General features: G+C 62.0%; 9 protein-coding genes. 3 read left to right on the forward strand and 6 right to left on the reverse strand.

What is annotated here, in order from left to right:
- Positions 1 to 273 precede the first annotated feature (273 nt).
- Positions 274 to 1,752: an alkaline phosphatase D family protein gene (locus ACQ4MM_RS01900; RefSeq protein ID WP_431475769.1), complete on the forward strand. Its 1,479-nt coding sequence runs from the start codon at positions 274 to 276 to the stop codon at positions 1,750 to 1,752.
- Here the strand turns inward: ACQ4MM_RS01900 and ACQ4MM_RS01905 are convergent, their stop codons facing one another.
- From ACQ4MM_RS01905 to ACQ4MM_RS01925, 5 genes are read right to left on the reverse strand one after another with little or no spacing between them, the layout of a single operon-like run.
- A complete protein-coding gene (locus ACQ4MM_RS01905; protein ID WP_431475770.1) occupies positions 1,753 to 2,763 on the reverse strand; it encodes a substrate-binding domain-containing protein in 1,011 nt (336 codons plus the stop codon).
- Positions 2,760 to 4,022, reverse strand: coding sequence for an MFS transporter (locus ACQ4MM_RS01910; RefSeq protein ID WP_431475771.1), 1,263 nt, complete (start codon positions 4,020 to 4,022; stop codon positions 2,760 to 2,762). The genes ACQ4MM_RS01905 and ACQ4MM_RS01910 overlap by 4 nt, the downstream gene beginning before the upstream one ends.
- Positions 3,986 to 4,657 (reverse strand): beta-phosphoglucomutase, encoded by a 672-nt coding sequence (gene pgmB / locus ACQ4MM_RS01915; RefSeq protein ID WP_431475772.1) that lies wholly within the window; start codon positions 4,655 to 4,657, stop codon positions 3,986 to 3,988. Before pgmB ends, ACQ4MM_RS01910 begins: the two co-directional genes overlap by 37 nt.
- The gene (locus ACQ4MM_RS01920; protein WP_431475773.1) at positions 4,654 to 6,966 is read right to left on the reverse strand and encodes a glycoside hydrolase family 65 protein; all 2,313 of its coding nucleotides are present in this window, start codon (positions 6,964 to 6,966) and stop codon (positions 4,654 to 4,656) included. Before ACQ4MM_RS01920 ends, pgmB begins: the two co-directional genes overlap by 4 nt.
- A 51-nt stretch (positions 6,967 to 7,017) precedes the next feature.
- Positions 7,018 to 7,995 (reverse strand): LacI family DNA-binding transcriptional regulator, encoded by a 978-nt coding sequence (locus ACQ4MM_RS01925; protein ID WP_431475774.1) that lies wholly within the window; start codon positions 7,993 to 7,995, stop codon positions 7,018 to 7,020.
- Positions 7,996 to 8,134: 139 nt separating this feature from the next.
- Here ACQ4MM_RS01925 and ACQ4MM_RS01930 point away from each other — a divergent pair, with 139 nt between their 5' ends.
- Together ACQ4MM_RS01930 and ACQ4MM_RS01935 are read left to right on the forward strand one after the other, a co-directional pair.
- Positions 8,135 to 10,591, forward strand: coding sequence for a TonB-dependent receptor (locus ACQ4MM_RS01930; protein ID WP_431475775.1), 2,457 nt, complete (start codon positions 8,135 to 8,137; stop codon positions 10,589 to 10,591).
- A gap of 168 nt (positions 10,592 to 10,759) precedes the next feature.
- Complete coding sequence (locus ACQ4MM_RS01935; protein ID WP_431475776.1) at positions 10,760 to 11,080, forward strand: hypothetical protein; 321 nt, start codon at positions 10,760 to 10,762, stop codon at positions 11,078 to 11,080.
- Here ACQ4MM_RS01935 and ACQ4MM_RS01940 read toward each other — a convergent pair.
- Positions 11,064 to 12,077, reverse strand: coding sequence for a TonB family protein (locus ACQ4MM_RS01940; protein WP_431475777.1), 1,014 nt, complete (start codon positions 12,075 to 12,077; stop codon positions 11,064 to 11,066). The genes ACQ4MM_RS01935 and ACQ4MM_RS01940 overlap by 17 nt on opposite strands.
- Positions 12,078 to 12,092: the final 15 nt, after the last annotated feature.

Genomic DNA, 12,092 nt, shown 5'->3' on the forward strand with positions numbered 1-12,092 from the left:
GGTTTACCGGTTTTAGTGGAAGAACAGCCACACCAGCAGCAGCACAATCCCCGGCACCCCCAATAGCCAAGCCAAGAAATACTTCCCCATGACAGCCTCCCTGTGACGTTGAACAATAGTCACAGCCTACGACCCGCACCGCAGGCCGTCAGTTAGCTGGAACACACGCGGCCCAACGAACAAGTTATCATTTGACCATTTGATAACAATGCGGGGATTGCAATGGCAGTAGTGTTGGGACCTATCTTGAAGTTCTGTGGCTGCGCCGAGGGCATGTGGACAGTCAGCGCACTGGTGGTATGGACGGGCGAAGCCCCGCCCTCGGTAACGGCAGCCGTACTGCCGGGAGCCGCAGCCGCGGTCCGGCCGCTGGCCGTCGAGTCCCGCCGCTTGCGCACCCGCTTGCACAAACGCGCCGTGCATGCTGTCGAGAGCTGGCGCTTCACCATCGAGCAGCACGCCACGCGCGAACAGCAAGTCCAATACATCGTCGACGGACAAGCCTTCACCTTCACCGTACCAGCGCGAGATGGCGCACCTACCTGCGCCTATACCTCTTGCAACGGCTTCTCCGATTACAAGAAGATGAAGGACATCCCCCAGGACCCGGTCTGGAACAAGATGCACGACAACCACGTGCAGCGCCCATACCACCTGCTGTTGATGGGCGGCGACCAGGTCTACAGCGATGCGATGTGGACCACTACCGCCCTGAACGACTGGGCCGCCGCGCCAAACGACAAGAAGCTCGCCAACAAGCCGATTAGCAAAACGCTGCAAACCGACATCGATGATTTCTTCTTCGGGAACTACCTGAAGGTGTGGGCGTATCCGCATGTGGCGCGTATGTTCGCCTCCGTTCCGACGGTGATGATGTGGGACGATCACGACATCATCGATGGCTGGGGCTCTTACCCTGACAAGTTCCAGCAATCGCCCGTGTTCAAGGCGATCTACAACATCGCGCGCGACTATTTCCTGCTGTTCCAGCAACACAGCACGGCGGAAGCCGAGGTGCCGATGCGGTTGCCTTTGCAGCCCGGCTTCACCAAGGCGGTGCGCGTCGGCGAATACGGCCTGCTGGTGCTGGATTTGCGCAGCGAGCGCACGCCGGACGTCGTCATGGGCGATCAATCTTGGCAAGCGGCCTATACCTGGCTGGAAGCACAGACTGACTGCAAACACTTGCTGATCATGTCCAGCATCCCTGTCGTGCACCCCGACTTCAGCACGCTGGAAATGCTGCTGTGCGCCTTGCCGGGCCAGCAGGAGCTGGAGGACGACCTGAAAGACCATTGGCTGAGCCGCACCCACCAATGGGAGCGATTGCGCCTGATCCATCGTCTGCAGGAATGGTCGCAACGCACCGGCGGCCGCGTCACCATCCTTTCCGGTGACGTGCACGTGGGCGCTATCGGTGCGATCGAATCCAGCCAAAAGCAGTACCAGGGCAAGCCAATCACGATCCACCAATTGACCTCTTCCGGCGTGGTGCATCCGCCGCCACCTGCGATGGCGCTGTTCTACCTCGAGCACGTGGGCGACAAGGTGGAACAACTGGAGGGCGGCATCACGACCTCGATGTACAAATTCCCCGGCACCTCGCACCGCTACATCGGCGCGCGCAACTACCTGAGCCTCGAGCCGGACCGCATCGTAGACGGCCGCTCACGCAACCGGCTGTGGGCCAACTGGCATGTGGAGAACGAAGCGCAGCCCTACCGCCAGGCGATCCTGCCGCTGGCAGACTAATTAACGCGCGGCGGGACCGGTCGTTGCACCAGTCAGTAGCGCAGGCTGCCACAGCTCCTGCAGGCTGGCGGCGGGCTTGCCGTTGATCAGGGCGAGCAACATGTCGGCCATCTTGGCGCCGGCGGCGCGGGCGTTGGGCTGGTCGATGGTGGTGACGTCGATGTCGGCCAAGGTGTCGGCCATGCTGCCCCACACGATCAGTGAGATGTCCTTGCCGACTACGATGCCGGCGTCGAGCAAAGCGCGCACTGCGCCTACTCCGGCAAGGTGGTTGTCGACCACGATGGCGGTTGGGCGCGGCGTCGTGGGCAGGAGTGCCTGCACTGCGGCGTGGCCGGCGCGGCGGTCGATACAGTCGTCGACCAGGTGGCGCGAATCAACCGCCAGGCCAGCGCTGGACATCGTCGCAAGGAAGCTGGCGCGGCGCTGTGCGGCGAAGTTCATCGCCAGCGGCGCACTGACCATGGCGATGCGCTGGTGGCCTAGCGACAGCAAACGCTCCAGCGCCATGCGGATGCCGGCCTCGTTGTCATAGTCGAACCAAGCGTAGGGCGCATCGAGCTGGGTGCGGCCGTGGGCGATGAAGGGGAATCCGGCGCGCGCGAGGTAGGCGATGCGTTCATCATCCACCAGCGTGCGGCTCACCACCAGGCCATCGACGCGGCGGCCGCGCACCATTTGCTCGTAGGACGGCATTTCGTTCGCCGGCGACACCGGCGCGATGATGAAGTTCATGCGCTTTTGCTCCAGCGCCTCCGACATGCCGCCCACTACCTCCAGGAACATGGCATCGCCCAGGTCGGCCGGCAGCAGCGGGTAGATCGTACCCAGCACATTGCTGCGGCCAACGGCCAGGCTACGCGCCATCGGATTGGCTTGGTAGCCCGACTCGCGCGCGGCACGCAGCACGCGCTCGCGCGTCAACTCGCTGACTTCGGGGTAGCCATTCAGCGCACGGCTGACGGTGGTCTTGGACATGCCGAGCTTTTCGGCGAGGCTCTTCAAATTCATGACGAAATTATAGCGGGTGCGTCCAGCCCGCCGTCCGTCCCGTCCACCGCACGCTTGAAGAAGTACAGCGTCACCAGCACGATCGCTATCGGCACCAGTGTCAGGTAAAACGCGAAGTGGCCGCTGAAAGCGCCGAATACATAGCCGGTGACCAGCGACCCCGTGGTGCCGCCCAGTGCGGAAAAGATCACCAGCAGCCCGGTCATCGCCGAATGCTGGTGCTTTGGCAGGGAGCTAAGCATCACGGAATTGATGCCAGGGTAGACCGGCGCCATGAACAGTCCGATCAGCGGAAACAGGAAGGCCGCCAGTGGCGCCTCGCCCCACCCGGCTCCAGCAGGGACCACAACATCATGCGTCATCGGCAATGCAAGCAATACCACGGCGCCCATGCCGAGCAGGCATGCATTCATCACCGGATACCAGTTCATGCGGCGCATCAGCACACCCGCCGACAAGCGGCCGACAGCCAGGCAGGCGGCGAAGATACTGGTGACCTGCACGCTCATGGCGGTCGGCAGGTGCAGGATCTCGTTGTTGAAGGTCGGCAGCCAGGTACCTACGCTCTGCTCGATCAGTACGTACAGGAAGGCGGTCAGGACGAACACGCACACCAGAGGCTTGAAGAACAGCTTGAGCATCGCCGCGAACTCCTGCGGCAGGCTGCGCGCCTCGGGCGGCGCGGCCAGGCGTTCGTCGAACGGCGTAAGCAGCAGCATCAGGAAGGTCAGGGCGCACAGGCCAGCCAGTACCCAGTACACGTGCAACCAGCTTTGCGAGCGCGGGTCGGCAGAATCGATGAAGAAGCTGAACACCCAGTAGGCACACAGCACGCCCACCATGAAGAACCCCTCCAGTGTATTCATGATGCCCGCATGCTGGCGGCGGTCGGCGGCAACCAGGCCGAGTGTGGAGTAGACCGACACCTTCACCAGCGCGAACGAAACGCCGACACACAGGAACAGCATCTTGGTGGTGAGGAAGGACGGCAGCAGCGGCATGGACAGGCAAGCCGCCGTAACGATGGCGAGGCCGGTCAGCATCGCCTTCTTGTACCCGATGCGGGGCAGGAAACTGGCCACCAGGAACGACACCACGGCAATCGGCAGGTCCTTGAATCCTTCCAGCACGCTGGCGGCGGACTTGCTGACACCGTAGTTGTTGATGACCTGCAGGATCACCGTGCCAACGCTGTTCAGCAGGATGGCGAAGGTGAAATAGATCAGGAACAGGACCCAGATGATGCGCCGGTTTTGCATAGTGTCTCCATTATATTTTTGAATTTTTCCAATCCCGGGATCACCGTGTCTGCCTGCCATAGCGTGGCCGCCTGGCCAACGCCAATGGCGTACATGCCGGCCGCCTTGATGGCGGTCACGCCGGCAACGGCGTCCTCCACGCCAACACATTCGGCCGGGTCTACGCCCAGTTCCGACGCGGCGCGCAGGAAGATTTCGGGATCGGGTTTGCCGCGCGCGATCGTCGCCGCGTCTACGACATAGTCGAACTTCTCAGTGATGCCGAGGCTTTCAAGCACCGTGAAGGCGTTTTTGCTGACCGACGCAAGGCCCACCTTCAAGCCTTGCGCGCGACACCAGTCAAGTGCTGCCACTGCGCCGGGCAGCAAGTCGGCAGGCGACATTTCGGCGATCAGTGTCTTGTAATGCTCGTTCTTGGTGTCGGCCAGCGACTGTTTCTCGGCGTCGCTGTATGTGCGCGGCGCACTGGCCAGTATCAGCTCCAGGGAGCCCATGCGGTCGATACCCTTCAGGTTTTCGTTGAAGGCTTCGTCGAAGTGCACCTGCTGCGACTGCGCCAGCTTTTGCCAGGCCAGGAAGTGATAGTGGGCAGTATCGGTGATTACGCCATCGAGGTCGAAGATAACGGCTTTCATGCGAGCTCCTGTACCGGCGCGGCCGGGCTAACGGTGACGGGCACGCCGCGGTGCTGGAAGGCCAGCGCTTCCCCGCGCAGCAGCGTGTATTGCGTGCCGCCTGGGCTGACGCGCACCTGCAGCAGGCTGCCATGCAGGTGGATGCGGAACTGGTAGTGTTGCCATTGCTTCGGCAGCGTCGGCGCGAAACGCACTGCGCCGTCCACCACGCGCATGCCGCCGAAGCCGTAAGCCACACCCAGCCAGGTACCGGCCATGGCGGCGGTGTGCACGCCGTAGTGGGTGTTGCCGTGCGTGTTATCCAGGTCGAGCCGCGCGGTTTCCATGAAATAGTCGTAGGCCTTGCCTTCGTAGCCTACTTCGGAGGCGATGATGCTGAAGATGCAGGACGACAGGGAGGAATCGTGCGTGGTCACCGCTTCGTAGTAATCGAAGTCGCGCTTCTTGTCTTCCAGCGTGAACTGCTCGCCCAGCAGCAGCAGCGCTAGCACCACGTCGGCCTGCTTGCAGACCTGGTGGCGGTAGATCACCATCGGGTGAAAATTCAGCAGCAACGGATATTTGTCGGCTGGCGTGTTGGCGAAGTCCCAAACTTTCTTGTCGAGGAAACTGTCGTCTTGCGGGTGGATGCCGAGTGCCGCGTCGTATGGCAGCAACATGGCGGCGGCGGCGCGGCGCAATTCTTCCAGTTCGCCTTCGCCCAGCGCAACGGCGGCGGCAATGCGCGCCCAGTCCTGCGGGTATTCGCGCGCGATGCGCTCGGCCACCGTGGCGGCAAACCGCATGTGCAGCTTCGCCATGGCGTTGGTGTAGTAGTTGTTGTTCACCAGCGCGGTGTATTCGTCCGGCCCTGTCACTTCGTTGATCACGAAATCGCCTGCCCGGTTGTAGCTACCGATACCGAGCCAGATGCGCGCGGTCTCGATCAGGATTTCGGCGCCGTAGCGCAGCAGGTAAGCGTCGTCGCCGGTGGCATCCATGTACTGCTTGATCGAATACGCCACGTCGGCATTGATGTGGTACTGCGCGGTGCCGGCCGGGAAGTAGGCCGAGCATTCCTCGCCCGCGATGGTGCGCCACGGGTAGAGCGCACCCTTGGCGTGCGACATCTGGCGCGCACGTTCGCGCGCAGCGGGCAGGCCAGCGTAACGGTACTCCAGCAGCTTGCGCGCGATCTCAGGCTTGTTGTACAGGAAGAAGGGGAAGATGTAGATCTCGGTATCCCAGAAATAGTGCCCTTCGTAGCCCTCGCCTGTCACGCCCTTGGCGGAGATATTGGTCTTGCCGTCGCGGCCCACCGATTGCAGCAGGTGGAACTGGTTGAAACGAATGCCTTGCTGAAGTGCGTCGTCGCCCGCCACTTCCACATCCGCCTGCGCCCAGAAATCGGCCAGGTAGGCTGCCTGCTGCGCGGCCAGTTTGTCGAAACCCAGGCCACGCGCGGCCTCAAGTTCGGCGCGTGAACGCGCCAGCAATTCATCCTCGGCATAATCGCGCGAGCTGTAATAGCAGCCGTATTTCACCAGGCGCACCGCCTGGCCATCGCGCCCGTCGACCGTGTACGACTGCACCAGCCGCGAGCCTTCCACACGCTGCGCGAGGTCATGCTGCGCATCGATCACCTGTGCGGCGGCTGTCACCAGCGTGAACCCGCTGTTATGGGTGCGCTGCTGCAGGGCGGCGAAGTGCGGCGCCAGTTCGTTGCCAACCAGCGCCAGCGCCGGACCGGTCGTGGCAGAACCGACACGCGGATCGTCGCCGGCTTCCAGGTTGCGCACCACGCCATCGATCGTACATTCCAGCCGCAAGGCGCCATCGAAACCAAGCGGCGTCACGGCGAATTCGATCGCGAACAGGTGCTTGCTGGCGAAGCTGACCATGCGGCGGCTGCGCAACTGTACGCGGCGGCCGGACGGCGCCTGCCACACGATATCGCGCTCCAGCAGGCCGGTGCGGAAGTCGAGGCGGCGCTCATAGCTTTCGACCCGCCCCTGCAACAGGTCGAAGCGCTCTTCGCCAATCCATAGCGCGATACCCTTGGCATTCGGTACGTTCAACATAAACTGGTTGTTGCGTGCCAGGCCGTAGGCATTTTCCGGATACTGGATCGGCTCCGATTCAAAGAAGCCGTTCAGGTAAGTACCGTCCAGCGAAGTGCCGGCCGGGCCGGCGTAGCCTTCTTCGGGCGTGCCGCGCAGGCCGATATAGCCATTGCCGAGCGCGAACAAGGTCTCATCCAGGAAATTCGACGCTGCTTCGAAGGACGTTTCGCGGATACACCAGGCATCGAGGGGGTAAGTGTGCTGCATCTTCTTCTTTCCTGTTCATTCAAACCGGTTTGGATTCGGTGTAAAAAATTTTTAAGTAGCGCGCACGATGAGCGCCGTCGGCAAGGTTTCGGAAGTCACGGAACGTCCCTCCAGCAAGTCCAGCATCTTCTTCGCCAACAGTACGCCCCCATCGCGCAGGTACTGGTGCACGCTGGTCAGCGGCGGCACGAAGCTCACTGCGCCCGGCGTATCGTCGTAGCCGATGACCGACACCTGCTCCGGCACGCGCACATCGCGCTCGGCCAGCGCACGGATCGCGCCCATCGCCAGCAAGTCGCTGGCGGCAAACACGCCGTCGAACGACAAGCCTTTCTTTTTCAGCAGGGAATCCAGGCAATCAAAGCCGGCTTCGAAGGTAAATGCCTTCGGCCGCATGATGTGCACGCTGCCCTGCCCTCCCAGCGCGTCGATGAAGCCCGCGCAGCGCTCCTGCACCTCGGCGTGGTCCACGTCGCCCAGGAACAACACCTTCTTGCGCCCCAATTCGATGAAGCGCTGGGCAACACTGATACCGCCCTTGCGGTTGTCACTGCCGACCACCACGGTGTCCGAACCCGCCTGCGGCGCGCCCCACACCACCAGCGGCTGGCTGCGCTTTTTGAGCGCGGTCACCGCCTCGCCATGCGAACCCTGGCCCAGCAGGATCAGGCCGTCGGCGCCTTGCACCGGGGCGGTATCCAGCAATTGGCGCGAGGTCAGCACCACGCTATAGCCGGCGGTCGTCAGCTCCTGCGTGATCCCGCCCAGCAGCTCCAGCGGGTAGGGGTCGGACATCGGCCGGCCCTTCTCGGGTGTCATTTCCACCACAACTGCCACCGAATACGAACGCCCCATGCGCAGGTTGCGTGCGCTCACGTTCAGGCGATAGCCCTGGGCCTCCGCGATCTGGCGCACTTTCTCCCGCGTTTCTTCCGTTACGAGGGGACTGCCACGCAGGGCGCGCGACACGGTAATTTTCGAAACCCCTGCCAGCTTGGCGAGGTCTTCCATAGTTTTATTGACTGCCATGCGGGGCATTATGACAGATTTCGAAACCACGCAACAACAAAATGACATCGATAACATTTCGTTTGACATCGATATCATTTCTTGTTTCAATGGTCAGGCCTTGGAAGCCGAATCACATAAAACGAAAGAAGAGACACGTATGAAAAATCATCGGAAGTTCCTGTTGTCGTCCATTTCCATCGCTGTACTGGCCTTGATCGGCCAGGCCCGGGCCGCGGAACAGGAAGGCCAGCAAGCCACGGCGGAAGCCGCGCCAGCCCCGGCTGCGGCAGATGCCGCCGTTCAGAAAGAAATCCAGCAAGTGGTCGTGACCGGCGTGGCCTCGGCCCGCGGCGTGCGCAAGCTGGACTCCGCCTTCTCCATTACCACCGCTTCGGAAGAACAACTCAAACAAGCCGCCCCGATCAGCACCGCCGACGTCATGAAGCTGGTGCCGGGCGCCTTTGCCGAATCGACCGGCGGCCAGTCGGGCGCCAACATCCAGGTGCGCGGCTTCCCGTCCGGCTCCGATTCGCCGTTCGTGTCGGTGCAGATGCAGGGCAACCCGCTGTATCCGGTGTCCACCTTGTCCTTCTTCGAAGGTTCCTCGGCCTTCCGCCTGGACGACACCATTGAACGCGTGGAAGTACTGCGCGGCGGCCCGAGCACCATCTTCTCCAGCGGCCAGCCGGGCGCCACCATGAATTTCATCCTGAAAAAGGGCGGCGACACGCCGGAAGGCTCGGTGCGCTTCACCACCGGCACCGGCGAACTGCGCCGCGTTGATGTCTTTTACGGCGGCAAGATTTCCGACGGCTGGTACGGCACCATTGGCGGCTTCTACCGTAACACCCATGGCGTGCGCGATTCCGGCTTCCCTTCCGATGACGGCGGCCAGGTCACCGCGACCCTGACCCGCAAGCTTGACCAGGGCGAAGCAAGTTTCTACGTGCGCCGGACCGACGACAAGAATGCCTTCTACACCGGCGTGCCGCTGGTTTCCAGCAATGAAGGCCACACCATCAGCGAGTTCCCGGGCTTCGATCCGCTCAAGGGCACCTTGATGAGCAACGAGATGCGCCGCTTCACCGTGGAGGCCGCGCCAGGCAAGACCCTGAATTACGACCTGGGCGATGGCCGCGGCCTGAAATCCACCGTGCTGGGCATGGAGTTCGACCAGAACATCAATGGCTGGAACGTCTCCAACAAATTCAATCACTTCGATGGCGAGCTGAATACCATTGCCATGTTCACCGGTAACAACCCGCTGGCCATGTCCGCCTATAACACTGCGGCGCTGGCAGCCAACGGCGGCACCACGGCCACCGCGACCTACCTGGATGGCACGCCGGTATCGGGCAACCAGCAAGTGGTGCAGGCCGGCCTGTGGGCAGTTGAAAAGAAACTGAAGTCGTTCACCGACGAGATCCGCGTCAGCAAGGAGTGGATCCAGGACAACACCCTGACCGTGGGCGGCTACTTTGCCAACTACTCGTCGGATGACGTGTGGTACCTGGGCAGCAGCCACTTGATGACGGCCGTGCCGAACGCGCGCCTGATCAACGTCAAGCTGGACAACGGCGTCATCGTCGCCAACAACGGCAAGGACGGCAGCGTGTTCTACGCCCCGGTCGCCTCCTACGACGGCAGCAACACCGCGCTGTTCATCGCCAATGAATGGAAGGTCAACGACAGGATCAAGATCGACGGCGGCATTCGCCGCGAGCGCCAGAAACTGGATGCAACGATCTCCAACCTGGCCAGCGGCGATACGGACAACAACCCGCTGACGGTCTACAACAACAATACCTCGATACCGACCGGCGCCAACACCGCGCTGAGCCGCACCGATTCGGCCAACAGCTTCACCGTCGGCGGCAATTACAAGCTGGCCAAGGACATGAGCGTGTTCGCCCGCGCCAATATGGGCCACACCTTCGTCGCCTTCGACGACTTGCGCAATGCCGGAACCCAGGCCAAGGTCAATGACCGCAGCTTCCTGCCGACACCAAAGATCAAGCAGTACGAACTGGGCTTCAAGACTGCCGGCCAGCTGTACAGCGCCTACATCAACTACTTCCACACCGACTTTGAAGGCATCGCCTTCCAGCAAATCCTGTCGAACGGCACCATCCTGAATTCGGTGTCCGGCTCCAAGGGCGACGGCGTGGAAGTGGAACTGGCGCTGCGCCCGATCCGCGACCTGTCGCTGAGCCTGTCCGGCAACTGGCAGGATTCGAAGTACAAGGACAACCCGCTGACCGAAGGCAAGCTGGTGCAGCGCCAGCCGAAGCTGCAATACCGCTTCACGCCGAGCTACCGCATCCCGATGGGCGAGAACAATGCGCTCAAGCTGTACGGCACTTACACCTACGTGGGCGACCGCTGGGCCGACCAGTCCAACCTGCAATACCTGCCTTCGTATAAAACGGTGGACCTGGGCGCGCTGTATACCATCGGCGACAAGATCGAGATCCGCCTGAGCGGCAACAACATCACCAACGAACTCGGCCTGACCGAAGGCAATTCGCGCCTGACTACCGGCGGCAGCGGCCCGATCAACGCCCGCCCTCTGTTCGGCCGCAGCTGGGAGCTGTCGCTGGCCTACCGCTTCTGAAGTTGTAACCTTCCCTCGCAGTAAGCAGTTCCCCTCCGGGCGTCGCAGGATTTTCCAAGGCTGCGGCGCCCTTTTTTTCGCTTGCAAACGGAGCTCTAGCATTCACCCTGGTTTTCGCCTAACCTGAGAAAGGTGCCTGAGTGAAAGGTTACTATCAGGGGTAGATGCGTGGTCTCACTGAATTCCGTCAACTCTCTGCAAACTGCCGTGGCCTTTGCCGAGCGCAAGGTTCAGCAGGATCGCGACCAGGTCGCGCAGGATGAAGACCGGCTCGATGCCAGCCGCTCGCTGTTGCAGCTTGATTCCCAGTCGCTCACGAAAGCCCAGCAAGACAGTTCGCGCGCGCAGGCAACCGCAGCCCCGCGCTTGAGCTCACCGCGCCTGGACAATGCCATCGAACAGCGCATCCCATCCGGTGTCCTGCCGAAACCACCCACCCTGAACAGCCTCGGCCAGACAATCGGGCAGTTGATCAACGTGGAAGCTTGAGCAGCGCATCCTTTGCCGGCTGGTAGCCGCCGGCGGCCGAGCGCTGGTACAACGCTCGCGCCTTGCCCATGTCCTGCGGCAGGACTTCGCCCTTTTCGTAGAGGTACGCCAAGTCGTATTGCGCAGCGCGGTTCTGCGCCTCCGCCGCATCAACAACAAGTTTCAGGCCGCGCTGCTTGTCACCCTCCCTGGCATGGATCAACAGCATGCCGAGCATGGTCTTGGCTTCCGGTTCGCCTTGGGCGACCGCCTTTTCCAGCATGTCGAACATCAGCTCGTCATCCTGCGATCGATCCGGTGCATCAAGCAGTAACCTGGCCAGGTTCAGTTGTGCACTCGCGTTGCCCTGGGCCGCTGCTTTTTTTGCCCAGTCGATCGACTGTGCCACATCCTGGTCGACGACCCGGCCGGCTGCGAGCACCATCGACAATGCCACTTGCGCGTGCACATAGCCCGATTCGGCGGACCCGCGAAGCAATCGAAGCGACTCAGGGACATTCTTTTCGACTTCCGAATCGCCTGCAAAATAGCGCCAGCTCATCTGGTACATGGCGTCGGCATTGCCGGCCGCTGCCAGCGCCTTTGTCTCTTCAAATCGAGCCTTGGCTTGGGCAGGCGTTTCGCCATCTTCCAGGGTCCAGAAGTAGCTCATCTTGGTCCAGGTGGGCTCGAACCGGCCGATTGTTTCTGGCGACATGAACAGGCATTTCGCGAGTCCGTCCTGCGCCGCCAGGTCCAGTAGCGGGTGGCCACTGGATTTCTCCACCCTGGACTCGATGACACGGCCATCCATCCCGATCAGGTAGGCCAGCACAACCTGCCCTTCCTCGCCGTTCCGCAAAGACTCGGCCGGCCACTCGGGCTTGGGGCATGACTGCAGCTTGGCAGTCAGCTTTTCAATAGGCAGCCGATTCTTTTCGGCGGATGCCTCAACAAGTGTAGGCAGGCTGAGCAGGCACGCCAGCGCGGCTGCTGGCAGGAAGGTCGACAGGCGCATCGGGCCAATTATCAG

Source organism: Massilia eburnea (assembly GCF_050709955.1).
GTDB lineage: Bacteria > Pseudomonadota > Gammaproteobacteria > Burkholderiales > Burkholderiaceae_D > Rugamonas > Rugamonas eburnea_A.

Bases quoted from the DNA above. Each gene is read 5' to 3' on its own strand.
- ACQ4MM_RS01910 (WP_431475771.1), bottom strand. From the start codon at position 4,022: ATGCAAAACCGGCGCATCATCTGGGTCCTGTTCCTGATCTATTTCACC.
- ACQ4MM_RS01900 (WP_431475769.1), top strand. From the start codon at position 274: ATGTGGACAGTCAGCGCACTGGTGGTATGGACGGGCGAAGCCCCGCCC.
- pgmB (WP_431475772.1), bottom strand. From the start codon at position 4,657: ATGAAAGCCGTTATCTTCGACCTCGATGGCGTAATCACCGATACTGCC.
- ACQ4MM_RS01925 (WP_431475774.1), bottom strand. From the start codon at position 7,995: ATGGCAGTCAATAAAACTATGGAAGACCTCGCCAAGCTGGCAGGGGTT.
- ACQ4MM_RS01905 (WP_431475770.1), bottom strand. From the start codon at position 2,763: ATGAATTTGAAGAGCCTCGCCGAAAAGCTCGGCATGTCCAAGACCACC.
- ACQ4MM_RS01920 (WP_431475773.1), bottom strand. From the start codon at position 6,966: ATGCAGCACACTTACCCCCTCGATGCCTGGTGTATCCGCGAAACGTCC.
- ACQ4MM_RS01930 (WP_431475775.1), top strand. From the start codon at position 8,135: ATGAAAAATCATCGGAAGTTCCTGTTGTCGTCCATTTCCATCGCTGTA.
- ACQ4MM_RS01940 (WP_431475777.1), bottom strand. From the start codon at position 12,077: ATGCGCCTGTCGACCTTCCTGCCAGCAGCCGCGCTGGCGTGCCTGCTC.